Origin of the sequence: Legionella pneumophila subsp. pneumophila str. Philadelphia 1, assembly GCF_000008485.1 — a bacterium.
Classification (GTDB): Bacteria; Pseudomonadota; Gammaproteobacteria; order Legionellales; family Legionellaceae; genus Legionella; species Legionella pneumophila.
The window spans coordinates 1,660,355-1,686,483 of record NC_002942.5 but is presented as its reverse complement, the minus strand read 5'-3'; the positions used below and the strand labels follow the sequence as shown (position 1 = coordinate 1,686,483).

Genomic DNA, 26,129 nt, shown 5'->3' with positions numbered 1-26,129 from the left:
CAAATTAATCAACGGTTACCCGATTGACCTCCTCTATGGTCGTGATTCCTTCCTTAACTTTTTCTATACCCGATTGAAAAATAGTCAGCATACCTTCTGATTGAGCTAACTTTAATATATCCAGCGAATTACCACCTGACATAATCAATTGGCCAAGCTCTTTCGTCATCGGTAAAACCTCAAACAACCCGACTCGCCCGCGATAACCACTTGTACATTGCTCGCAACCAACTGCTTTGTATAATTTAAGATTAACCAGATCAGCTTCCTTGAAACCTAGTTCAATCAAACCTTGATTGGTAAAGTCATCTCGCACTGCCTTACATTGATTGCATAATTTTCTTGCCAGCCTTTGCGCAATAATTAAGGTAACCGAACTCGCGATGTTAAAAGTTGGTATTCCCATGTTTACTAAACGATTTAAAGTTTCAGCGGCACTGTTTGTGTGCAGAGTAGAAAGAACCAAATGCCCTGTCTGAGCAGCTTTTACAGCAATCTCTGCTGTTTCAAGGTCTCGTATCTCACCAACCATTATAATATCAGGATCTTGCCTTAGAAACGAACGCAATGCACCGGAAAAGGTTAGGCCAGCTTTAGGATTAATATTAACCTGATTGATACCAGGTACTTTGATTTCAACTGGATCTTCAGCTGTTGAAATATTAACCTCAATTGTATTTAATATATTTAAAGCCGTATATAAAGTGACTGTTTTACCACTACCAGTAGGGCCAGTGACTAAAATCATCCCTTGTGGGCGCTGGATTGCTTTAAGGAAATTTGTTCGCTGAACAGGATTAAATCCTAATGCTTCAATACCTAATTTAGCAGTACCAGAATCAAGAACCCGCATAACCACTTTTTCCCCAGCCGAGGTTGGACATGTACTCACTCTGAAATCAATTGCTCGTGACTTGGAAATTTTCATTTTGAAGCCACCATCCTGGGGGATACGCCGTTCTGATATATCCAAATTAGACATTACCTTGATACGTGCTGTAATACGAGATGACAAGCTTGCGGGAGGGGTAGCAACCTCATGTAAAATACCATCTTGCCTGTACCTGATGCGGTATTCTCGTTCATAAGGCTCAAAGTGTATATCAGAAGCTCCTTGCCTTATTGCATCCAATAAAATTTTATTGACGAATTTCACGATAGGGGCATCATCAGTTACTGATGTTGCAGTATCAATATCTTGATCTTCATCATCAGCACTTATTTCTAAACCTTCCAGATCTCCAGAGTCTTCAACATACTCTGATAAGCCCTGACTTTCCTTTGCTGTTAATAGGTTATCAATCAGAGCACTAAGTTTATCTGTTTCTACAACTATCGCATGAGTATTTAATCCGGTATGAAATTGAATTTCCTTTAATGAAGCTTGTTTACTAGGATCATCTGTTGCAAGATATAAATTAGTGCCTCGACTAAAAAGAGGAACCATGGCGTGACGTTTAATTAATTTCTCATTAACCAGATTGGCAGGAATGGTGCCCACATCGATGCAATTAATATCCAACATGGGTACACCAAAATTTTGAGCAGCCGTCAGTGCAATTTGTTCAGCAGATAATATTTTATTTTTTACAATGTATTGCAGCAAAGACATCTTTTCTGCTGCTGCCAACTTGTGTAGTTCAATTGCTTTTGTTTTATCTAGCAGCTTTTCCAGCACGAGAAGCTGGCCGATTCCCTGTAATCTATATTCTTCTGTAGCTAGAGCCATTTCATTTATTCAAAGTGTATCTTAGTTTTAAATATAGTTAAATTTTTTTGTAATTGCATGGTTTTTTGAACAAAACCCGGTGTTTTGGACCTGCCCCTAAATCCTATTTCTGGTTACTTTGCCATATCAATTTTTTGCAAACACGGGCTATAACGCAACTCTCTTGGAAATAATAAAAAATTTGAAAGATTTAAATTGTTTGCATCTAAAACTCGTTGTATTGTAGTTAATAAAAGGTAATAAATTAAAGGTCACATTTTGTTGATTGAACATCAAATAAAACATTATCGCACTTTATACGAATGGTTCCAATCACCTTTAGGAGTATTTGTTGCTAAAGAATTTACGGATCAATTAGATCCAGTAAAAAAGTTCTTAAAAGGAGAGACGTTACTACAACTTGGAGATTGTGCTACAAATCCCTGGTTAAACCTTCTTGATTTTAAACACAAATGGATAGCATCACCATTCTCTTCTACAAATAGAATCCATCTTGAGTGCTCGCTAAATCAGTTACCACTGAATAGAGATACTTTGGATTGTGTTATAGTACCTTTAACACTAGAACCGTTTGGAAACAATTTTAGCTTAATTGATGAAATTGACCGAATATTGAAGCCTATGGGATTTCTCATATTCTTATGCATTAATCCTTGGAGTTTATGGGGAGGGGCTATGAAATGGGGGGTGCTTAATTGTTATGGTAATCGAACGGTAAAATTGCGTTCAGCTTTCAATCTTAACAGAATTTTCCTTCAAAGAGGCTACAAACAGTGTTCTTTAACTAATTTTTGCTATATACCGCCAGTAAATAGCCAATCTTTAATTAAAAAGTTAACTTTTTTTGATGAAATTGGCAAAATGATATGGCCTTTTCCTTCTGGCTTTTATTGTTATATCACTCAAAAATATGAGTACATCAGCCCATCGCTCACAATCGAACCCGCCATAGAATCGGTAAAAAAAGAGTATGACTCGCCCTTACAGCCAGCAACAAATTAGATGAAACTTATATTTCATTAATATTCCACATACGAAAGAGATTAAATTATTGTCACCATTAAGTCTAAATGAATAAATTTGATGCTAATAATAAGCTCTAGACGACTAAACTGCTTTAAATATTTGAAGATACACCCTTACTTTTTGTATACTTTATCCTGCTTTTAGATAAGGTTAGATACATGACAAAAAAATCGCTATTCAAAATCAGTTTTGCTAATCAGGACGAAATTTATGAAATCTATGCTCGTTCAATAAAAGAAAGCGATATGTTTGGTTTTCTGGAGGTTGAGGAGCTGGTTTTTGGAGAGCAAACGGCACTGGTAGTTGATCCGTCTGAAGAAAAACTTAAAATGGAATTTTGTGATGTTAAGCGCATTTTTATTCCTGTACATTCCATATTTCGCATTGATGAAGTTTCAAAACAAGGGACATCAAAAGTCAAAGATAACTTGAGCCATGGCAATAAAGTAAGGCCTTTCCCTGGATCAGGAAAGATAAAAGATTAACTTCGTTTAGCCTGTATAAACAACTTCTAAGGAAATAAATAAATGACCATTCCTGATAAAATTAAAGCTGTATATGAAAAATCAACCTGTTTATACACATCTAACGAAGTTGAAGCAGCACTGGACAGAATGGCAATAAAAATTCATGAAACACTACAGGATAAAAACCCTGTAATTATTTGCGTGATGGTAGGAGGTCTAGTTCCATTAGGTAATCTATTGCATCGTTTGGATTTTCCTCTAGAGGTGGATTATGTTCATGCTACGCGTTATCGAGGTGATTTAACGGGAGGGGACATTCTTTGGAAAGTGAGACCATCAAGCAATCTTGCAGGACGAACAGTCCTGGTCGTAGATGACATTCTTGATGGTGGTATAACCTTGGCTGCCATAATTAATGAAATCAAAGCCATGGGGGCTGCGGAAGTTTATAGTGCTGTATTAGTTGATAAATATCGTAAACGTGTCCCCAATGGTTTGCAAAAGGCTGATTTTGTCGGTTTACAAGTAGAGGATCATTATATTTTTGGCTATGGTATGGATTATCACGAGTACTTACGTAATGCGCCAGGGATTTTTATCGTTCATCCGGATCATGAGGCAAGTAAATAATTTATTGCAAAAATTGCATGCATTTTTCGGTTGGCTTTGGATGAGAAAAATAATATCCTTGTCCATAATGACAGCCCAGTTTTTTTAAAAATTCGAGTTGATATTGGTTTTCGATTCCTTCTGCAATCAAACTCAAGTTAAATTTTTTTGCCATCGCAATTATAGCTTTTATTAGAGTTTGATTGGATTGATTATTTTTTAGATCCTTAACAAAGGTTTGATCAATTTTTAAAATATCAATTGGTAAGTCTTTTAAGTAGCTTAAGCAAGAATAACCAGTACCAAAGTCATCAATTGAAATTTGGATACCCATTTCCTTTAATTTACTTAAAGTATCAATAATATCAGTCGACTTGTCTATTAATATATTTTCAGTTAATTCTAATTCAATAGATTCTGATTTTACTTGAAATTCAGATAATAATTCATTAATCCTCTTGGGAATATATTGAAATTTAAACTGCTTTGGTGAAATGTTGATTGAAATTTTTATATTTTTAAATCCTTGAAGTTGCCATGCTTGTATCTGTTTGCATACAGTGACGAACACCCAATCACCAATTTCACCAATTATTCCTATTTCTTCTGCAAGAGGAATAAATTTGTCCGGAAGAATTAATCCATTGCGAGGGTGATTCCAGCGAATTAGAGCTTCAAAACCAATCACATTCAAAGAACTCAATTTGAGAATAGGTTGGTAATACAAAACAAACTCATTTTTTGCCACTGCATTCTTTAACTCACTTTCCAGTAAAATGTGTTCTAAAGTATAGCTATGCATTTCTTGTGTATAAAATTGAAAACTATTGCGACCTTCAACTTTTGTTCGAGACAGGGCAATGTCAGCCTTAGACAATAAGGTGTCAACTGTATTTCCATCTTTAGGGTAAAACGAAATCCCCACACTGCAACTCATTTTAATACTATGACCGTTCATTTTAACAGGTTCGTGAAATGCACTCAGTAAACGTGTGACTCCAGTAACTACCTCCTTACTATTGTTAATACTGGCAATTACAATAAACTGATCGCCACTAAGTCGTCCAAGCATATGATTCATCGGCACGCAATCAATTAACCGTTTTGAAATAGCTTTTATTATTTCATCTCCCTTACTGTGCCCAAACACATCGTTGATTTGTGTAAATCGATCTAAATCTAATAAATATACTCCTACTATTTTTTTACTACTAACAGCTGTTTTCATTGCATATCCCAGCATGTTAATAGCCAATACTTTATTAGGTAAATTGGTAAGCATGTCATGTGTAGATTGGTGAGATAGCTCTATTTCAAGCCTTTTAGGAATAGTAATGTCTCTAAAACTCCAAACACGCCCAATGATTTCATCATCCAGTTTTAGTGGTTGAGTATAGCAATCGTAATATATTTCACCTTTAAATTTTAACTCAAATGCGTGTTGATAATTTGGGTTTTTCAAGATCTTATTAATTCTTTGGATTGTTTCCCTTCGATTGATTAATTGTTTATTAATTATCAATTTTATATCATGATAATTTATCGTTTTCAGAGATCTTTCTTCTTGATACCACATATTTAAAAAGCGTTTATTGTAATTCATCACCTTGCCTGCTCTATCCACTACCAAAATACCATCTGCTGTAGATTCCAGAGTTGCCTTAATTTCTGATAATGCGTATTTAGCAGTTACGGCTGATATTTTTGCCAATTGCCATAATCTAATGATTAATCCAAACAGGATGGAAAAAAAAACTCCTAAAGCAAGCGTACTGATTGATAAATTAGTGCTTAAATTTAGTTCTTTTTCCTTTTTAAAAATTTCAAATGATAACAAGGAAAAAGTAAACATAATGCAAAATGCACTTAAATAAGGCATTGCAATACCAGAGTTTAATTGATAAAGGGTATTATTGTGCCAATATAATCCCATCACCGCTAAAGAAAGTAACAAAAAACCAATCCCTGTGTTGATTGACATGGGGGTTTTATTACCCCATTTATAAGCCTGTTGAATGTCTGAAAAATAACCACTTATGAACAATAAAGCCAAACAAAATACTAATAAGCCAAGTGCACCTGCCAGAGAATTATTAAAGGATTGATAGCCTCTTATATTCATCAAAACAAGTGCTGTAGTGATTAATAAAAAGCAAAAGGCTGTATTAGAGGCCATTCTGCCTGGATAAGCATTTTCAATAGATTGATAGTGATGAAAGAATACTTCGTCGATCTGAAGGTTAATACTAAAAACATGCTGTGTAAGCGCTAAACCAGATAAAATGAAAACAGTAGTACTTAAAGTAATGGCTGACTTGTAGTAGCAATTGAGGAATAAAAAAATAGAAAAGGATAAAATAATAAAGCATAAAGCTGTATTGTAAACGATTGCTACCGTATTTGGTTGGTATTGAATTAAAAACTCAATATTAAAATGCCAACCAATTAAAACAGACAGCCCAAAGATAAATGTTAGAGTGGCGAAAGCTACAGTTAGATAGTATGCAGTGTAGTAAGAATTGGATGATTTATGGAACACCATCGATTGCATAATATTATATCCTTTGCACAGATAGCCTTACAGAAAATAATATTAATATTATAATAGACCAATTAACTAATTATCGCATAATATAACAAGTTAAGGACTTCTAATAATCAACGTTCTCTTAGTGCTGATTGCTTAGCTTTAATGATAGGTTTCAAGAGGTATTGAAGAACAGATTTTTGACCTGTAAGTATATCAACCGTGGCTTGCATGCCAGGAATGATAGGCAATGGCTTTTTTTCAGTTCCCAGATAATTTTTATCTGTTCGCACTTTCACTATATAGTAGCTTTCTTCTTTTTTATCTGTTTTCTCATCAATAATAGTATCGGCACTAATATGCTCTACAACACCCTCCAATCCACCATAGATAGAAAAGTCATAAGCAGTAATTTTAACCATCGCTTTTTGGCCTGGGTGTATAAAACCAATATCAGAAGGGCGTATTTTTGCTTCAATTAATAAAGTATCATCAAGCGGGACTATCTCAAGTAAATCACTACCTGGTTGAACTACACCACCAATCGTTGTCGTCTTAATTTGTTTTACAATACCATAAACTGGAGAACGAACTGTGGTCCTTGTTAAACGATCTTTATCCGCTTTATTGGCCTCAATCAGCGCAAACAACTCTGTTCTGGCTTTATTCAATTTATCCAGTTCTTCTGATTTGAACTTCTCAATGTTTCCTTTAATTTCACTTACTGATCTTTCCAGACGAATAACCTCTACTTCTGAAACGGATCCACCCTTTAATAATGGACGAGTTAAATCCAATTCTTTTTGCGCCAACTCTAGGGATTTTTTCAGTTGATTCAACTCTCTCATCCGTGATTCATACAGAGACAACTGATCCTGCACAAGATGAGGATAGGTTTTGATAAATTTATCTGGAAACACAGGTTTTGTATCACTAATTTCAGCATTAAGCCTTATAATTTCTATTTCCAATGCATCAATTTTTTTCTCTGCTTCGGCATAGCTGGCCATAAACCGAGTATTATCGATTTGCATTAAAATTTGATCTTTTTTAACTATTTGCCCTTCTTTGACAAAAATATTCTGAATAATCCCGCCTTCAAGATTCTGTATGACCTGAACCTCACTAGAGGGAATTACTTTTCCTTGTCCTGTAGTTACTTCATCAAGAATGGCATAATTAGCCCAAATAATTGCTACAATAAAAAAAAGCAAGGAAGTCCATAAGATAATATGGGTAAAGGTTTTTGAGCTGTGAGTTTTTTTCATAGACTATTTCCTCACCGTTACCCCTGTCCTAAGGGCGCTTAGAACAGCTTCTTTATTACCATCAGCAATGATTTTGCCATTTTCCAAAACGATAATACGATTGACCAGCTCCAGCATGGAAATCTTATGAGTTATTAAAATCAAAGTACGATTATCGGATAAGTATTCATTAAGATTTTTCTTGATTTGCTTTTCGTTATTATCATCCATTGCCGAAGTAGGCTCATCCAATAACAAGATATTAGGGCTCATAATCAAAGCACGGGCAAGAGCGACAGATTGTCTTTGTCCTCCTGATAATTCAGCTCCTTTTTCTCCTACTTGTCTATCAAAGCCTTTGGGATGATTATTGGTAAAACTCGTTACCCCAGCTATTTCAGCGGCTTCTAAAAGAGCAGAGTCGTTTATAAAGGGGGCACCTACACAAATGTTATCTCTTATGCTTCCATAAAATAAAACAATATCCTGAGGAACATAACCTATTTGCTGACGTAAATCGTCAGGATTAATTTGCTTATAATCGGTGCCATCCAGCAAAATAGTTCCTTCGTTAGGAACGTAAAGCTTTAATATTAGTTTTCCCAAAGTGAACCAACTCGTCCTATAATTGCAACGCGCTCACCAGCATTAATTTTAAAATTAAGATTTTGTAATACCTTCGTCTCATCTTCCTTGTAATGAAAAGACACCTGTTTAAATTCAACGGCACCTTTCAGAGAAGGTCTGTGGAGATAACGAGTTTCTTCTGTGGTATCTGTCTCAAGTTGCATAATCTTGTTTAATGAGTCCAGAGCATTAACTGATTGGAAGTAACGTGTAAATAGAGTGGATACCTGCGCCATTGGCGCCAATGCTCTTCCGGTCAATATGGTACAGGCAATTAATCCACCGGTAGTTAACTCACCTTCGGAGATCATATAAACACCTGCAATAATAATAGCGATAGTCGCAATTTGTTGGGCCAGATTAGTGATACTGATACTTGTATTGGCTACAAAACGTAATTGCATAGAGTTTTTAGAAGATTCATTAATTATTCTTTCCCACCGTGATTGCAGGACTGATTCTGCTCCAGTTGTCTTTACAGTTTCTATAGTAGCTAAAGACTCAAACAACGTCGCTTGTTTTTCAGCACCATATTGATAGGATTTTCTTGTAAGTCGAATTAAAGGCCATTGCAGCAACAAACCTGTTATAAAAATAGTAGGGAGCACTAAAAAAGGTATCCAAAACAACACCCCGCCAATCAAATAAATAACAAAAAGAAAAATAAATACAAAAGGAAGATCAACAAGAACTGTCATAGTAGTCGAAGTAATAAAATCTCTGAATACTTCAAATGACTGTACTGTATTGGCTAAAGAACCAACCGATTTTGGCCTGTTAGCCATACTTAATCCGAGAACTTGCTGAAATATTAAAGCAGACAACTCTTTATCACTGTGTTTATTTGCCACATCAATGAAATAGGATCGTAAACTCTTGAGCAACATATCAAAGAGAAATACCAAAGCTACACCACTAGCAAGCACCCACATGGTTTCAATAGCATGGTTTGGAACCACACGGTCATACACATTCATGCTAAATAATGGAACAACGAGTGCAAATATATTCACGAGCAAGGAGGCCACAAGAACTTCAGAATACAATGGCCAAGATTTAATAACAACTTTCCAAAACCAGTTTTTTTGCTCTTTGGAAAGAGTTTCATGTGCTCTGGTGCTAGGTTTGTATTGTTGCTCAACAAAAATGACTTCACCACTTAACTCATCGGCAATTTGGTTCAAATCAATCCGGGAATCAGGTTGCTTGGGATCAAGGATTGCTTTTTTACCATCATCCTCCAGTATTAGAAGCACAGCCTCGCCATTTTTTTTAATCAATACTAAGGGAATATCTGAATCAGTGATTTGTTCTAATTTTATAGTTTTGACTTCAGAATCCAAAGAGGCTCTGGCAGCGGCACGCGAAAACATATCAACACTCAATTTACTATTGACCAATGGCAAACGAGCTATAAGTGATGGAGGCGAAAACGGATTTTGATAATATCGAGTTAATAATACCAGGCAGGCTAGCAGAGAGTCATTCTTGGCTAGTTCACCCAAATCAATATGAGACCATGATTGTCTTCTCGGAGTATTCATATGATTTTTATGATTATTCTTTATATTATTTATTTTATTTAAGTATATACTCAAATTACTTAAATAAAATAATAAAAAGACTAATCTTTATATTAAGCAGTAAATTTAGTCTTTTTAAAGGGTTTGAGTGATTCTGTTATTTGCTTATAAAGCTCGGGCAACCATCTGGGTTGGGCAAATGTAGATGTTGATGGCTTTTGATATCGTAAGTCATTAGGGGCAATAATAACCTGAATATTTTTGAGGCCAACTCTTCTTGCCAAGATAAACAGTTGATCAATGGCAAGGTCACCGACAGCCAAACATCCTACAGATAAATTTTTTCCATGAATAAAAATATTATTTCCTAACTCTTTCCTACCGTCCATATAACCTTTTTGCCGATCGAAACTATTTGGGTAGTTAATCATCATGGATAAGTGCATGCTGCTAAAAGGATTAAAATTTACTAATTTATAGATCCCTTCGGGGATCTGCTTATCATTCTCACGTAATTTGGGTCCTAAACGCCCGCTAAAGCCAGTTAATGGGTAATCATGAATATGGGTCCATTCCTGGTTTGGATTTTTTGCCCATAACTCGACTTTACGCTCTGACTTGAAGGCAAGCAAGGCAATTTCTTTAGGAGGGTAGCTAACCCCAGCTTTAGAAAAATAAGAAATTAATTGCGGTTCTACTCTTAGTCCATAACGTTTTATTGCTTTGTCAATCGCTTTATCCCAGTTAAGCTTAGGTGCCATTGCAAATAAATTACAGCAGTAAAGAATAAACAATATCGGAAAAAATCGTTTCATAGACGCACTATACTGGTAAGTTACACACATACTATCAAATAATAAATATCAGAACAATTTGTTAAAATATAGAAAATCGCTAATTTAACTCCTTTTTTGTTGCAATAAGAGCATTTGCTTTTTGCTTGGTATTGATAACTGTGATGCTATAAAATCTGGGCTTATAGACAATCGACCAATAGATGGGATTAAACCGTAATGATTAGGGCAAAGATAATAAACGGTGCCATCCAGTGCCACCTTATAAAATATATATCTGTAATTACAATAATCAGGTTTCTCTAAAAGGGCTACCTGCATCACAGGGGTTCCATTCAACCTGTTTTCGATAAAATAGGCATTTATCCAAAGATTGATTACAACCAATAAAGCTCCAATGACTATAAATGATTGAAACAAGCTGCTAACTATTTTAAACGCTACATTATCATTGCTTAAATGCCATAAAACATAAACTAAAGATAAACACAAAACGAACAAATTGATAGTATATATTGTTGCGTTAAGATAATTAAAATACGTACCTAAAATCTCTCCACCGGAAGTCTGATAATGAATGACTAATGAAATAAGGCTTATCCATAAGGAAGAAATAATATAATAAATCGCGTTTCGTTTGATTCCAATAATTAAAAGAGTTAGCGCAATTAATGGAAAGAGACAGTGAATAACTTTAGCCAAGATATGCATTGATTCCATCCCTTATTTTATAAATTATAAGAACATACATAGTTATATCAGTAATTTACATGGGTTACTAGCCGGGCCTAATATAAATAAATCAGAACATGCTTCCTGCAATCAATGACGCTCTGCTATTTAGTTTTTATCAAAAGAATATAGGGGGCAGTAGGGAAAACCGATGTTTTTACCAAATCATCAGATAGCATAATCCTTCTAAGGGTAAAGTCATCAAGAGCAGGGATTACATAAGACAATGGATTTAATACTGGCGGTAAATTATGCCTGGATTTTTTTTGCTTTAAATTAAAAATATTTTGATGAATGGAGCCTATCCACACAATTCTTTTGGGCTCAGATAAATAATAGTTCGATTGCCAAATAGTTAAATCAAAAATCAACTTTGATTTTTTATCTTGATACGTCATTATCAAGCCTGGCTTTTTATTTTCATATAGTTGAGTGAGTAAAGGCAGTTTAACGTTTGATGGTGCATTATTCATTCGCATCAGCAATCTGGTAAAAAAAGTTTTATCGCTCTGTGGTTCCCAACCAAATTGTTCTAACTTATTTTGCAGTGCATCCAGATCACCTACGTATTGAATGTTTAAGAGACTTATTCGTTTTCCAATTCTGCTTAACCTATACAAAGGTAAAAGAGGTCTTTGCTGATCCCACCATTGTTTTTCTGTTAAAGTAAACTCCTTGTGATAGGGCATATGATCATGAACCTGCTCTTTAAAATTCACAACTGTTGAAACAGCTGTCGCAAATACAATAACCATAAGCAGTGATATGAGCATAATTAAAGGATGTTCATTCTTTATAACAGAAGTACTAAACCTTCTATATACCAAACAATGAATTAAACATACTTCAGCTCCCAACAAATAAGCAGCTAAAATATCAGAAAACCAAAAGTCACCTAAATAGATATTAGCAAACCCACTTAATCCGAGCACAATTAGAATAATTGTTTTAAAACTGCTGGTTATTAAGGAATACTTGCTATTTATGTAAAATAAAACAAAACCATACAATGCAGTTGCAATGGAAATACTAACAGATGGAAAAGAGGAACCAGGCAAAGTAACCAATAGCCCTTGCGGTCTGGGGCTATCAATAATTTTAGTTAAAAATAAAGCAATAACACCGCTCAATAGGGTTATGCTGCTTAAATAAACCGTAGCTCGGTAATTTTTATGATAAATAAACCATGTACAAGAAGCGACAAATAACCCAGTTAAGGTTGATTTGCTTGTTAATTGAGCACATACAATGAAAACTGCTTCCAGTAAGGAACTGTGAAAGCTTTGCATAAAAAAATGCACAGGCACATTAATATAGTCTAGCAGTTGACCTTCAATGGTAAAAATAACTAAAGTTAAAAAGAGAAAAAAAATCACGAGAGCAATAAGTAATAAACCAACCGTATTGTAATGATTTTCTTCCTGAACAGGGGTGATAGCATAATACACTTTAGATAATCTGGGGCTTGTCTTAATTTCTAACCAAAAACGATGCAAGTTACTTCTCAAAAATGAATTTAACCTAATAAATAACCATTTGAGAACGAGGCTACTCAACCAAATAACAGCAAGAATGACCAATATCAAGATAAAAAACCTTGTAGCTCCCTCTGCTGATAATTCATGTCCTGCCGCGCCAATCAGCACCCCTGGCATAACATATAAAATAGACCATCCGATAGCAGAAACTATATTTGCGATCAGGAACCTCCACTGTTTCATATGCATTATTCCAGCAATCACTGGAATGATAGAACGCAATGGGCCAACAAAGCGACCAATTAATACGCTTTTACCGCCATGGCTTGCAAAAAAATCTTTACCATACTTCAATAAGCCCGGGTATTTTCTAAAAGGCCAAATCTCAATTAAACGATCACTATAGAAATATCCCAAAAAATAACTAAGGCTATCTCCACAAATAGCTCCCAGAGTAGCAGCAAGCAATGTCAAATCGATACGCATGATTCCAGAACCTGCTAATATCCCTATTGCAGTCATGGTAACAGAGCCAGGTATAATACTCCCAATGACAGCTAAAGATTCGCTTAAAGCGATTAAGAAAGTAATAAACAGGGACCAATGTGGGTTTGCTTGTAGCCAATAAGTCAGTGGTTGCACATAATCTGCTAACAAATTCATAATTTCCTATTATTTAAATTGAGTCAAAAAATACTGTACAAGATGTTGGCTTACTTCCTCTAACTGAATATTAGGATGGAAATGACTCATCTGTGTCATTTCCATTTTAGCAAAACCACATGGGTTAATGCCTAAAAATGGGCTCAAATCCATGTTCACATTTAATGCTATACCATGATAAGTACACCCATTTTTCACCCTCAGTCCTATCGATGCGATTTTTTTTTCACCTACGTAAACTCCAGGTGCCCCACTGCGAATGTTTGCTGGAATTCTATAATGTTCTAAAACCGAAATTAATATTTCTTCCAGTTTTGCTACTAAAGTTCTTATGCCCAGGTTTCTGCGGCGAATATCCATTAAAACATAGGCTACTAGTTGTCCTGGGCCATGATATGTAACTTGTCCACCGCGATCTGATTGCACAATTTTTATAGAGTTGGGATTAAGTACATGCTCTGGTTTCCCTGCCTGCCCCTGAGTATATACAGGATAATGCTCTAATAACCAAAGCTCATCATAAGAATTACTGTCGCGGATTGCAGTGAACTCCTTCATCTGCTCCCATATTTCAGTATAATCTTTTATGCCTAAATTATGAATTATCATTATAAAACCATTTTCACAGCAGGATGTTGACTTAAATCCTGATATAATCCATCCAGCGAGATTTGATTTTCTGCATACACCGTCACAGTAATAGCCAAGTACTTGTTTTGTTCACTCGTTTTATGAGTTAAATGCTCATTTTCAAAAGTAGGGAAGTGATTAATAACAATTTGCCTGATTTCATTGAGCAATAATTCTGAGTTAATTCCGATAATTTTAATAGGAAAATAACAAGGGAATTCTATTAAAGTCGTTTTTGTCATAATTTAGTTTACTAGTTGTTGGTAGGAATCATTAATTATCCGCCAATATTCGCCAACTTTTCCGCCATTAATCAAAGAGTCATTAATCTTTGTAATAGGGAATACTTCTTTTGTCGTACTTGTTATCCAAACTTCCTGAGCAGAAAAAAGCTCTGAAATGCTAATTTCTATTTCTCTGAACTTTAAATCTAATTTTTTAATTATTTCAATAACAACTTGCCGAGTAATTCCTGGTAAACAGAAATTATTCATGGGTGGTGTCTTAATAACACCATCCTGTGCGACAATAAATACGTTGGTACTACTTCCCTCTGTAATTAGACCGTTCCGGGCAAGAATTGCAGTGTGGAATCCTGCAGATACAGCCTCATCATTCAGTAATATATTGGCAATTAAAGAAGTAGTTTTTATATCACATCTCATCCACCGAAAATCTTCAACCAGTTTTGCTGACATTCCCTGTTCCTTATCTTCGAGGGTGGGAAATGGATTATGCATAGTGAATGCGATAACAGAAGGTGTGATGGAAGTAGGGATATCATGCTTGCGCACCCCTTGATTCCCTCGTGTGACTTGGATATATACTTGTAAATTACCGCCATTATTTTCTGATATTAGTCTATGAATTAAACCATGCCAATCATAATTTGGTATAATCATCTTAATTTTTTTCATATTTGAGAATAATCGGTCAAGATGTTGGTCTACAAAGTAAGGCTGCCCATGGTAAACAGGCAGCACTTCATAAACCGAGTCACCAAAAAGAAACCCTCGATCAAATATTGAAATTTTTGCTTCAGATTGACAACAATACTTGCCGTTAACAAATGCGATACTCATTATGAAAATATCCTAGGAGCCGAACCATCGCTTAAATGCTAACCTTATCGAATCTTTTGTTCTGGTATAGAATCCACCTGACTCCACTGTTTGCAAAGCATAAAGCGGTTTGCTTGAAACGATATTGTTATTAAATTGCACAATAATATCGCCAACTTTATCGCCTTTCTTTATAGGAGCTTGTAAATCATTAGAAATTTTAGTTGAAATATTTAATCTTTCATATTGACCGGCAGGTATCGTAATAAATTGATCTTCTGTTAAACCCACAGCAACTTTATCAGAAGTTCCTTTGTAAAGCGGTAATTCAGCAATTGATTGCCCAGATTTATATAATTGATGTGTTTCAAAAAATCTAAATCCGTAATTTAATAATTTTTCACTGTCATCAGCTCGCACAGAATCACTGGGTTCCCCTAAAACCACAGCTAATAAACGCATGTTATTACGCTTTGCGGAAGATACTAGACAATATCCAGCATCATTGGTGTGGCCTGTTTTTATACCATCAACCTGGCTATCTCGCCACAACAAACGATTTCGATTAGGTTGGCGTATACCGTTATATGTAAACCATTTTTGTTTATACCAGTCATAGTATTCAGGGAAATCGAGTATTAAGGCTCGGCCTAAAATCGCCAAATCTTTAGCAGTTGTATATAGATTAGGATCAGGTAATCCAGTACTGTCTGTAAAATGACTATTTTTCATACCCAGATTTTGAGCTTGCTGATTCATAATGTCGGTAAAAGCATTTTCGGAACCACCAAGATGCTCTGCCATTGCCACACAAGCGTCATTGCCAGAATCTACTATAATACCTTTTAAAAGGTCTTCAACAGAGACCTGATCCCCCTCTTTTATAAACATACGAGAGCCACCTGTTTGCCATGCATCACGGCTCACTCTTACCATATCATTAAGATGAATTTGTCCACTCTTCAATGCATTAGAAATGACATACAATGTCATCATTTTAGTCAAACTGGCAGGTGGTAATTTTTCCTCACTATTCTTTTCTGCAATTACTTTTCCACTATTCACATCAATTAAAATATAAGCTTTGGCATTAAGCAATGGAGCAGCCGGAGTTGTAAAAGGTTTCGTTGTGACTGTAGGTGAAGGCCTCTGTAAATCAGAGGAAGGGAGCACTTCATCAGCCATTGAATTGGTAGACTGTACAAATAAAGTAATAAAAAATAATAGCGTCAATAAAAAAGACGTTGCTCTGGTCATGATATTACCTGATATAGTTGCAAAATAAATGTATCTTATCACAGCCTTTTGCAGGCGGCCAAATGGCATATTAAAAATATTTATATTTTTTTATAAAGCTAAATTAAGATGCGAATTAATCTAATCGCACTTCGAAAATTATTATTTTTTGGTAATATTAGCAATAACTCATAACAACAAGAAATATCAAAGAATATGCGTAAACTACTTATTGTTTTTTCAATTTTTTTAGCAAGTTGCCAAACTACTCATGACAAACCCGACCTAACAAATAAAAAACGCCAAACCACTCACACTAAAAACTCTGTCTACGATCGATATAAATACAAGTCCAATCGTTATACAATACAGCAGGATGGAGCTCCCAAACAAGCCAAACAGGTAAGCTTTAAAGAACCAGTGCCTGTCAAAGAACCATTAAGCAGATATGGTAATCCTTCTGAATATTATGTTGACGGGCGTACTTATGAAGTCATGAAAAGCTCAACAGGGTATAAAACTCGTGGTATTGCCTCATGGTATGGAACAAAATTTCATAAACAGCGTACCTCCAGTGGCGAACCCTATAACATGTATGTCATGACTGCTGCCCACAAAACATTACCTTTGCCGACTTATGTCAAAGTAAGAAACTTGGAAAATGGCAAAGTCGCAATAGTTAAGGTTAATGACAGAGGGCCATTTCACGCAAATCGTGTCATAGATCTCTCGTACGCTGCCGCATTAAAACTGGGGGTTTTTCCCAAAGGAACTGCTCATGTTGAAATTGAAACGCTAATGGGGCCTGCTGGGCAAGGCCATTATTATTTGCAGGCAGGAGCCTTTTCTTCAGAAGCCCTGGCAAAGCGTTTGAAAGAGAAACTACTTCACATTACACCGTCGCCGGTGTTTATTGAACACTATAAACAGCACTATATTGTCCGAGTAGGGCCTTTTGGTAACAAATCAATGGCTGACAACCTTAAAACAAAATTATCAAATAACGGAATAAAGGGATCTTTTTCTGTGTTAATTTAATTTGTTTCGTGGAAAAAACCGGTTAATTTATATCTTTAGAATTAAGAAAAAACCACTCAGAATAGTTTGGGAAAGAAATAGTTTTAGGTGTAACATTATACTCAGACTGATTCTGAATGTGTGCATAGCTTGTGTTAATTATATCAGCACATTATGACTCTATCGATGACATTCTCATCAATAGATATCACCCTAGTTCTAACTAAAGGCAACAATTTATTATTAATAAACAATAATTAATAGCTAATTAATAGATTAATGGATAAAATTGGCTTTATAATTCAATTTTAACTACCTTTTCTTAAGAGGTATTCAATCAATGCATGATGGCTCTGTATTTTACACTATATTTTTGATATTTGCTGGAGCTGCTTTTTTTTCTACTTTGGTATTGTACACCAAACAGTCATTATTGGTTGCTTATATAACACTTGGTGCTATCTTAGGTCCTTGGGGATTCAAACTTGTATCCGATGTGACGGTTGTCAAGCAGATAGGTGACATCGGAATAGTATTCTTGCTTTTCTTATTAGGTTTGCATTTACAGCCCCAGAATTTGATTCATATGCTAAGAAAAGTAACCTGGATTGCAATCGTAAGCTCAATTCTGTTTGCTGCACTTGCCTACGGAATTGGCAGATGGTTTGGCCTCACAGTGACTGAGTCATTGATATTGGGCGGAGCCATGATGTTTTCAAGTACTATTATTGGCTTGAAATTATTACCAACAACCATTTTACATCACCAGCATACTGGTGAAGTCATGATTAGCGTACTCCTAATGCAGGACGTTATAGCTATAGTGCTTTTGATATTACTTAATAGTGCCCATCAGGATGGGAACCTGTCAATCAGTGATTTCATCCTGGTTATTATCGCGCTACCGGCCCTGTGCTTGTTCTCTTTTTTATTTGAAAGATACATCCTGATAAAACTGCTGGCACGTTTTGATAGAACTCAGGAATACGTTTTTCTACTCTCCATAGGATGGTGTTTGGGGATATCCGTTTTAGCACAAACAATAGGCTTATCAGAAGATATTGGCGCTTTTATAGCAGGAGTAGCTTTGGCATCAAGCCCAATTTCATTGTTCATTGCTGAAAGTTTAAAGCCATTAAGAGATTTTTTCCTTGTAATGTTCTTTTTTTCGATAGGTGCTACTTTTAATTTTGGATTTGGAGCTCAGGTAGTTATCCCAGCGGTGATATTAGCGACATTGATACTGATTATTAAGCCGTTGCTATTTTATATATTGCTTGCCCGTTCTGGTGAGAAAAAACAAGTGGCAAAAGAAGTAGGAATTCGCTTGGGGCAGGGGAGTGAGTTTTCTTTATTGGTTGCGAGCATCGCCTTGAGTACAAACCTGATTTCAGAAGTCGCCTCCAATTTAATCCAGGCAACTACTATTTTAACTTTTATCGTTTCATCGTATCTTGTTGTATTGAAATATCCAACACCTATAGCTTTATCTGAAAAAATGCGTAAGGATTAATCAAATGAAATTACTGGTAATAGTATTATGCTTGCTCAGTGAACGGTTTTTAATCCATTCAGTGTCCTATCAGCGATTTTCCTGGTTTAATAACTACTGTCTATTTCTTAAAAAAACCATCGATAAAAATAAATGTTTTTCTAATCCTTGGGCTACCTTGATAGCTATCATATTGCCCATTGTTTTTCTCACATTTCTTGTTTATTTTTCACTACAAAGTATTCTGTTTGGTTTATTTGGCCTAATTCTTAGCCTGTTTATTTTTTACTACTGTCTGGGGCCGCAAAATGCTTTTTACCCAATTTTGAAGAAACAGGCTAATCAAACTGAAACAGATGCAATTGGAGAATATTTCGCTGAGGTTAACAGCCAATTATTTGCTGTTGTATTCTGGTACATCATCGCTGGGCCAATAGCAGCTTTAACATACAGATTAATCACTTTATGTAAAGAAATTAATTTTATAAGTACTCAGGCAAATCAAATTACTAACATTCTCGAATGGATACCAGCCAGAATCACCGCCTTGCTGTTTTTGTTAGTTGGAAATTTTCAACGAGGTTTTCATCTATTCGCTCAATATGTTCTAACTTATCCTGACTCAAATGATAAAATACTGAGAGGGTGTGGTTTGCAAGCAGTTCGTATCAATGATACTGAAGAAGTACCAATGGCTGCTGCTGAAAATCTTGTAGAACATGCCACAATAGTGTTGTTGGTTTTTATTGCATTATTTACGTTAGTAGCTTGGCTATAATGTTCTATTTCACAATAAATTAATGTGGGACTTGAATCATGAACACTGCATTCCGTTTACTTTTTTGCCTTATAATATTGGAGCTTTCAGCTTGTGCCACACTAAAAAGTAAAATTACCCATCATAAAACCTTAAGCCAATGCCAACAAACTTGTTTTCAGCAGCTTAATTACTGTAAACAAAATTGCACAGACAACTGCCGAGATTGTTCTACGAAAGTAAACCATTTCGCCAAAGAAAATTATCTGGAATACCTTCACGAAGTCAAAATCCAAGGTGGATATATTACTCGCGGGTTGCAATCTTACCGTGATCCACTACAATGCCGCAAAGTAACTTGTAATTGCTCTGCGGATTTTAATGCATGTAATCAAGGTTGTTCTGGTGTAATTCAGAAAAGATTACAACCCGTACCATACTGTTCATAAAATTATTGATTGTTGGGGAACTATTTCATGACCAATGAAACAAATTTAGATCTGGATCCAATAGAAACTCGTGAATGGCTGGATGCCCTACAAGCTGTACTCTTTAATGATGGTCCTGAGCGTACTGCATTCCTTTTGCAGCAGCTTCTTAATAAAGCGAACGCCGAGGGGGTTAAACTAACCAGCTCAATTAATACTCCCTACAGAAACACTATAAAACCTCACGAAGAAAAACAAATGCCTCCCGATGAGGGAATTGGAAAGCGCATCAATGCATTAATTAGATGGAACGCTGTTGCAATGGTACTTAGGGCAGGTAAATACGCGCCAGAGCTTGGCGGCCACATCGCTTCTTATGCATCTGCATCAACGTTATATGAAACTGGATTTAACTATTTTTTTAAAGGACAAAAAGGCGAAAATGGAGGAGACTTGCTTTATATTCAAGGCCACTCGGCTCCAGGCATTTATGCCAGAGCATTTCTTGAAGGCCGATTAACAGAGAAACAACTTGAAAAATTTCGGCAAGAAGTAGAGGTAGATGGTTTATCTTCCTACCCACACCCTTGGCTAATGAACGATTTTTGGCAATTTCCCACTGTATCCATGGGCTTAGGTCCTTTGCAAGCTATCTATCAAGCTCGCTTTCTAAAATATCTTGAGAACCGGGGACTGATCAAAGCTGAGGGTAGGAAAGTATGGGCATTTTTGGGTGATGGCGAGATGGATGAGCCTGAATCAGTCGGGGCACTCAGTATCGCAGCACGAGAAAAGCTGGATAATCTCATTTTTGTAGTTAATTGCAATTTACAAAGACTTGATGGGCCTGTTCGTGGTAACGGTAAAATCATTCAAGAACTTGAAGGCCTATTTCGAGGAGCTGGATGGAACGTTATTAAGGTCATCTGGGGAGGCCGTTGGGATCCATTATTTGCCCGTGATAATCAAGGCTGGCTACAGAAAAGGATGGAAGAATGTCTGGATGGAGATTATCAATCTTACAAAGCGAACGATGGATCGTATGTAAGACAACATTTCTTTAATCAATATCCAGAATTAAAGAAAATGGTTGAAAATATGTCTGATGAGGAAATTTGGCGATTAAATCGTGGTGGCCATGATCCTCAAAAAGTATATGCAGCTTATGCCAGAGCAGTTGAACACAAGGGAACTCCAACAGTTATCCTTGCAAAAACCATCAAGGGCTACGGGATGGGAGCGGCTGGTGAGGGACAAAACATTACTCATCAGCAGAAAAAAATGACCATAGATCAACTAAAAGCTTTCAGAGATCGATTTAATATTCCAATCAGCGATGACAAAATTGCTGATATTCCTTTCTATAAACCCGATGACGACAGTCCCGAAATCAAGTATATAAAAAAGCAAAGGGAAGCCTTGGGCGGTTATTTGCCCCACCGTTCAACTGAAGTAGAACAGTTAAAAATACCTGATTTAGGAGAATTTTCCAGTATTACCAAGGGATTAGGAGATAGAGAAATCTCGACTACTATGGCATTTGTGCGAATTCTTTCAGTTCTACTCAAAAATAAAGATATTAATTCCAGAATAGTCCCCATAGTACCAGATGAATGCAGAACATTCGGTATGGAGGGATTATTCAGACAAATTGGAATTTATTCTCCCGTAGGTCAACTTTATACTCCTGTAGATCATGAGCAAGTGATGTATTACCGAGAAGCAGTTGACGGGCAGATTCTTGAAGAAGGTATTAATGAAGCTGGGGCGTTTTGTTCATGGATTGCTGCCGCAACCTCTTACAGTTCAAATAAGCTGGCAATGATTCCATTTTACATTTATTACTCTATGTTTGGTTTCCAACGCATTGGTGATTTAGCATGGGCGGCAGGAGATATGCAAGCGAGAGGATTTCTACTTGGTGGAACCGCTGGACGAACAACGTTGGCAGGAGAAGGATTGCAACACCAAGATGGACATAGTCATGTCTTAGCATCAACAATACCTAATTGTATTTCTTATGATCCCACATACGCCTATGAATTAGCAGTTATCATCCAAAATGGATTGCACCGTATGTATGAAAAACAGGAAAACGTGTTTTATTACATTACTATTATGAATGAAAACTACTCTCATCCCGATATGCCTGCAGGAGTAGAGGAAGGTATTATCAAAGGAATGTATCTCTTAAAAGAAAATAAGAAAAAATCAAAAAACCATGTCCAACTAATGGGATGCGGTACTATTTTGCGTGAAGTTATCAAAGCCGCAGAGATGCTGGAAGAGGATTTTTCAATTACATCGGATATCTGGAGTGTAACTAGCTTCAATGAGTTACGTAAAGAAGGTTTGGCTGTAGAGCGATACAATAACATGCACCCCCAAAATAAGCCTCAGGAAAGTTATGTGACATCTCAATTAAAAGGACGTCGTGGACCTGTTATTGCCTCAACTGACTATATGCGTATTTATGCAGATCAGATCAGGCCTTTTGTTCCTAATCGCTATATTACCCTAGGTACAGACGGTTACGGCAGAAGTGATACCCGTACACAACTACGTCATTTCTTTGAAGTTGATGCAAAATTTATAGTGTTGGCGGCATTAAATGCACTTGTAGCTGAAGGTAGTCTTGATAAAACAAAAATTGTCGATGCCATGAAACGTTACAATATTAATCAAGACAAATTGGATCCAATGACCCATTAGTTAAACAATTAATCAGAACAGAAGATAGTTCCGGTTTAACTGAGTGCTGAGGAAAATATGACAAAAGAAAGTGAAATTAAAATTCCTGATATCGGTGGCGCTAATCAAGTTGATGTCATTGAGATTTTAGTGAAAGAGGGTGATCAGATCGAAGTAGATACACCATTGATTACGCTTGAGTCTGAGAAGGCAAGCATGGACATCCCTTCTCCAATATCTGGAACGGTAACGCAAATTCTCGTTAAAGTCGGTGACAAAGTATCCGAAGGTGATCTCATTGTCAAAGCCAAGTCAGATACAACGACAAATATTTCCAGTTCTCAAGAACAAAAGACTGAACCAGAAAAACAGAATTTGCAAACCAGAGCAGAAGAGCAATCTGTTGATACAAAGGCAACTGCATCTACACCTAGTTCCAAAGATATTGAAATATCTATCCCGGATATTGGTGGTGCAAATGACGTTGATGTAATTGATATTTTAGTCAAACCAGGGATGGAAGTAGAAAAGGATCAGGCATTAATTACATTAGAGGGTGATAAAGCAACGATGGATATTCCTTCGCCCTATGCAGGTAAAGTCATCGAAATGAAAATTAAATTAGGGGATAAAGTATCTCAAGGTACTCCTATTCTAACTCTAAAAACCCTAGGAAAATCTGAGACACCTGAAATCGAAAAAAGCCAGATTAAAAATATCTCAGAACAATCTATAAAGGAAATAGAGAAGCCATATGAAGAACTAAAATCCGAAGCAATATCAATTAATAACCTTGAGATAGCTGAATCAAAAAGTATCTTAATATCTGCAGGTCCAGCCGTAAGAAGGTTGGCAAGAGAGTTTGGAGTCGATTTATCTTTGGTTCAGGGAAGTGGGAGAAAATCTCGTATTACAAAAGAAGATCTGCAAAATTATATCAAAGTACGTTTAAGTGAAAAAACTACGTCTGGTGGCTTCAGCTTACCGTCAAATCCAGCCATCGATTTCAGTAAATTTGGTTCAATTGAAACAAAGCCTTTAAATAAAATTAAAAAACTTACTGGAACAAACGTACATCGCTCCTGGATAACCATTCCACATGTCACTCAATTTGACGAAGCAGATATTACAGACTTGGAAGCGTTTAGAAAATCAGAATCAGAGAGCGCTAAAAATCAAGATTACAAATTAACCCTGTTAGCATTTGTTTGCAGCGTAGTTTGTAAGGCTCTCCATGCTTACCCGCAATTTAATGCGTCACTAGATACCAGTGGTGAAAATTTAATTTATAAAAAATATTATAATATAGGTATAGCAGTAGATACACCTAACGGTCTGGTGGTTCCTGTAATAAAGAATGTTGATAAATTGAGTGTGATTGATATTGCAAAGGAAATGTCCAGACTCAGTACGAAAGCTAGAGAAAAGGGATTAACACCTATTGATATGTCAGGCGGTTGTTTTACAATTTCCAGCCTTGGTGGTATAGGCGGAACGGCATTTACTCCTATTGTAAATAGCCCGGAAGTTGCAATTTTGGGCTTATCAAGATCAATAATAAAACCCATATACGATAATAAAGAGTTTAAACCCAGATTGATGTTGCCTATTTCACTTTCTTACGATCATAGAGTAATCGACGGCGCTGAGGCAGCCCGGTTTACTCGCTTTCTTTGTGATTGTTTAGGTGATATTAGAAGAGTTTTACTCTGACATATAAAGGAATAGAGCTATTGGTATTTCCTTGTTCTGAATGAAATGCCAATAACCCCAGAAAACATATTTTTTGATGAGGCTTCTTATGGCTAATAAAATTAAGACAGATGTAGTGGTATTAGGTAGTGGACCAGGCGGATACACAGCCGCTTTCAGGGCTGCCGACTTGGATAAAAAGGTGGTTTTGGTCGAGCGTTTTGACTCACTAGGTGGCGTTTGTTTAAATGTTGGTTGCATTCCCTCAAAAGCATTATTGCATATTGCTAAAGTAGTAGATGAAGCCCATGAAATGTCAGAGCAAGGTGTAGCATTTGGTAAACCTAAATTCGACAATAAAAAATTGGTTGCCTGGAAAAACTCTGTCGTTGCAAAGTTGACCGGGGGACTAAAAGCTCTTGCCAAACAAAGAAAAGTAGAAGTAATTACTGGGACAGGTAAGTTTTCAGGTACCCATCAAATTCTTGTTGAAACGAAAGAAGGGACTGTAGAAATTGAATTTGATAATGCCATTATTGCAGTAGGCTCAGAATCCATTAAATTACCATTTATACCAGAAGATAAACGAATATTTAGCTCTACAGGGGCATTAGAACTCGCTGATATCAAAGGTGACTTACTTGTATTGGGTGGTGGTATTATTGGCTTGGAAATGGCAACTGTCTACTCCTCGCTGGGAGTTAATGTAACAGTTGTTGAATTTATGGACCAATTAATTCCGAATGCTGATGCCGACTTGGTCAATATACTGCAAAAACGAATGACTAAAAAGGGTGTCAAATTTCTATTAAAAACGAAAGTAACTGCAGTTGAAGCCAAAAAAGATGGTATTTATGTTTCAATGGAAGGAGAACATGCAACTGATAAGCCTCTTTGCTTTCAGCAAGTACTTGTTTCAGTAGGCAGGAAACCTAACGGTGGAGCAATCAACGCTGAAAAAGCAGGGATCAAAGTAGATGAACGTGGCTTTATTCCAGTTGATAATCAATTAAGAACGAATGTTCCTCATATTTTTGCTATTGGCGATGTCAATGGGCAACCAATGCTCGCACATAAAGCAATCCCTGAAGGGAAAGTTGCAGCAGAAGTCATTGCAGGGAAAAAACATTATTTTGAGCCAAAATGTATACCTAGTGTTGCTTATACAGATCCAGAATTAGCTTGGGCTGGTCTAACAGAAAAAGAAGCAAAAGAGAAAGGAATAAACTATGAGAAAGCCTCCTTTCCATGGGCTGCTAGCGGTCGTGCACTCAGCATGGGGCGAGAAGAGGGAATGACCAAATTACTATTCTGCCCAGAAACTAACCGTATCCTGGGAGCAGGTATTGTTGGGGTTAATGCCGGCGATTTAATTGCAGAAACTGCCTTAGCCATTGAAATGTGTTGTGATGTTGAAGACATCGCTCTTACTATTCATCCTCACCCGACTCTATCAGAAACCATAGCTCAGTCAGCAGAAGCATTTGAAGGCACTATAACGGATCTGTATTTGCCTAAAAAGAAGAAAAAATAATAATTACAGGTAGCCAATTATACCTCATTGTATTTCCTTTGCTCATAAAAGCAAAGGGATGCTTATTATATGTATATAATTATATATAGACCTCTTGCATGGGCTGATTATTTTATTTTGGACAAGATACAAACTTTTTGCGGGGTAGAGTTTACATAAATCCCACAAA

The 26,129-nt window shown here is 36.3% G+C and carries 22 protein-coding genes; 10 read left to right on the top strand and 12 right to left on the bottom strand.

The features are described from left to right. Positions 1-4: 4 nt before the first annotated feature. Entirely contained in the window at positions 5-1,729 is a 1,725-nt protein-coding gene (gene pilB / locus LPG_RS07620) for a type IV-A pilus assembly ATPase PilB (RefSeq protein WP_010947251.1), read from the bottom strand. A gap of 258 nt (positions 1,730-1,987) precedes the next feature. Here pilB and LPG_RS07615 point away from each other — a divergent pair, with 258 nt between their 5' ends. From LPG_RS07615 to LPG_RS07605, 3 genes are all read left to right on the top strand, one after another. Continuing rightward, positions 1,988-2,731: a methyltransferase domain-containing protein gene (locus tag LPG_RS07615; RefSeq protein WP_010947250.1), complete on the top strand. Its 744-nt coding sequence runs from the start codon at positions 1,988-1,990 to the stop codon at positions 2,729-2,731. A 182-nt stretch (positions 2,732-2,913) separates the two neighbouring features. Next, a complete protein-coding gene (locus LPG_RS07610; RefSeq protein ID WP_010947249.1) occupies positions 2,914-3,240 on the top strand; it encodes a DUF1820 family protein in 327 nt (108 codons plus the stop codon). 42 nt (positions 3,241-3,282) lie between these two features. Continuing rightward, on the top strand, positions 3,283-3,852 hold the full coding sequence (locus LPG_RS07605) for a hypoxanthine-guanine phosphoribosyltransferase (RefSeq protein ID WP_010947248.1): 570 nt from the start codon (positions 3,283-3,285) through the stop codon (positions 3,850-3,852). A 1-nt stretch (position 3,853) separates the two neighbouring features. Here LPG_RS07605 and LPG_RS07600 read toward each other — a convergent pair whose 3' ends face one another. The 11 genes from LPG_RS07600 to LPG_RS07555 all read right to left on the bottom strand — a co-directional run bounded on the left by LPG_RS07600 (position 3,854) and on the right by LPG_RS07555 (position 16,370). Continuing rightward, positions 3,854-6,382, bottom strand: a complete 2,529-nt coding sequence (locus tag LPG_RS07600) for a sensor domain-containing protein (protein ID WP_016356917.1) — start codon at positions 6,380-6,382, stop codon at positions 3,854-3,856. 107 nt (positions 6,383-6,489) lie between these two features. Continuing rightward, complete coding sequence (locus LPG_RS07595) at positions 6,490-7,626, bottom strand: HlyD family type I secretion periplasmic adaptor subunit (protein WP_010947246.1); 1,137 nt, start codon at positions 7,624-7,626, stop codon at positions 6,490-6,492. A gap of 3 nt (positions 7,627-7,629) precedes the next feature. Beyond that, entirely contained in the window at positions 7,630-8,211 is a 582-nt protein-coding gene (locus LPG_RS15350; protein WP_010947245.1) for an ATP-binding cassette domain-containing protein, read from the bottom strand. Further along, positions 8,199-9,776, bottom strand: a complete 1,578-nt coding sequence (locus LPG_RS07590) for an ABC transporter transmembrane domain-containing protein (RefSeq protein ID WP_223804294.1) — start codon at positions 9,774-9,776, stop codon at positions 8,199-8,201. The genes LPG_RS15350 and LPG_RS07590 overlap by 13 nt, the downstream gene beginning before the upstream one ends. 92 nt (positions 9,777-9,868) lie before the next feature. Continuing rightward, positions 9,869-10,570, bottom strand: a complete 702-nt coding sequence (locus LPG_RS07585; protein WP_015444495.1) for a L,D-transpeptidase family protein — start codon at positions 10,568-10,570, stop codon at positions 9,869-9,871. A gap of 84 nt (positions 10,571-10,654) precedes the next feature. Continuing rightward, entirely contained in the window at positions 10,655-11,260 is a 606-nt protein-coding gene (locus LPG_RS07580; RefSeq protein WP_015444496.1) for a type I secretion system protein LssZ, read from the bottom strand. Between the two features lie 125 nt (positions 11,261-11,385). Further along, positions 11,386-13,422 carry a bifunctional DedA family/phosphatase PAP2 family protein gene (locus LPG_RS07575; protein ID WP_010947241.1) on the bottom strand — a complete coding sequence of 679 codons (2,037 nt, stop codon included), beginning with the start codon at positions 13,420-13,422 and terminating at the stop codon, positions 11,386-11,388. A gap of 9 nt (positions 13,423-13,431) precedes the next feature. Beyond that, positions 13,432-14,031: a lipoyl(octanoyl) transferase LipB gene (gene lipB, locus LPG_RS07570; RefSeq protein WP_010947240.1), complete on the bottom strand. Its 600-nt coding sequence runs from the start codon at positions 14,029-14,031 to the stop codon at positions 13,432-13,434. After that, the gene (locus tag LPG_RS07565; RefSeq protein ID WP_011213793.1) at positions 14,031-14,294 is read right to left on the bottom strand and encodes an HP0495 family protein; all 264 of its coding nucleotides are present in this window, start codon (positions 14,292-14,294) and stop codon (positions 14,031-14,033) included. The genes lipB and LPG_RS07565 overlap by 1 nt, the downstream gene beginning before the upstream one ends. Positions 14,295-14,297: 3 nt before the next feature. Continuing rightward, the gene (locus tag LPG_RS07560) at positions 14,298-15,134 is read right to left on the bottom strand and encodes a D-amino acid aminotransferase (RefSeq protein ID WP_010947239.1); all 837 of its coding nucleotides are present in this window, start codon (positions 15,132-15,134) and stop codon (positions 14,298-14,300) included. Positions 15,135-15,146: 12 nt separating this feature from the next. Continuing rightward, positions 15,147-16,370, bottom strand: a complete 1,224-nt coding sequence (locus LPG_RS07555; protein WP_015444497.1) for a D-alanyl-D-alanine carboxypeptidase family protein — start codon at positions 16,368-16,370, stop codon at positions 15,147-15,149. Between the two features lie 195 nt (positions 16,371-16,565). On the opposite strand from LPG_RS07555, the gene LPG_RS07550 reads away from it, so the two are divergent. The 7 genes from LPG_RS07550 (at position 16,566) to lpdA (ending at position 25,960) form a co-directional block, all read left to right on the top strand. After that, positions 16,566-17,387, top strand: coding sequence for a septal ring lytic transglycosylase RlpA family protein (locus tag LPG_RS07550; protein ID WP_010947237.1), 822 nt, complete (start codon positions 16,566-16,568; stop codon positions 17,385-17,387). A gap of 319 nt (positions 17,388-17,706) precedes the next feature. Then, entirely contained in the window at positions 17,707-18,879 is a 1,173-nt protein-coding gene (locus tag LPG_RS07545) for a cation:proton antiporter (RefSeq protein ID WP_010947236.1), read from the top strand. A gap of 4 nt (positions 18,880-18,883) precedes the next feature. Beyond that, positions 18,884-19,636 (top strand): protein AmpE, encoded by a 753-nt coding sequence (locus LPG_RS07540; protein ID WP_015444498.1) that lies wholly within the window; start codon positions 18,884-18,886, stop codon positions 19,634-19,636. Positions 19,637-19,674: 38 nt separating this feature from the next. After that, positions 19,675-20,064: a hypothetical protein gene (locus LPG_RS07535; RefSeq protein WP_010947234.1), complete on the top strand. Its 390-nt coding sequence runs from the start codon at positions 19,675-19,677 to the stop codon at positions 20,062-20,064. 27 nt (positions 20,065-20,091) lie between these two features. Then, positions 20,092-22,755 (top strand): pyruvate dehydrogenase (acetyl-transferring), homodimeric type, encoded by a 2,664-nt coding sequence (gene aceE, locus LPG_RS07530; protein WP_015444499.1) that lies wholly within the window; start codon positions 20,092-20,094, stop codon positions 22,753-22,755. A 57-nt stretch (positions 22,756-22,812) separates the two neighbouring features. Further along, positions 22,813-24,447 (top strand): dihydrolipoyllysine-residue acetyltransferase, encoded by a 1,635-nt coding sequence (aceF, locus tag LPG_RS07525; RefSeq protein ID WP_010947232.1) that lies wholly within the window; start codon positions 22,813-22,815, stop codon positions 24,445-24,447. 88 nt (positions 24,448-24,535) lie between these two features. After that, positions 24,536-25,960: a dihydrolipoyl dehydrogenase gene (gene lpdA, locus LPG_RS07520; protein WP_015444500.1), complete on the top strand. Its 1,425-nt coding sequence runs from the start codon at positions 24,536-24,538 to the stop codon at positions 25,958-25,960. Positions 25,961-26,129: the final 169 nt, after the last annotated feature.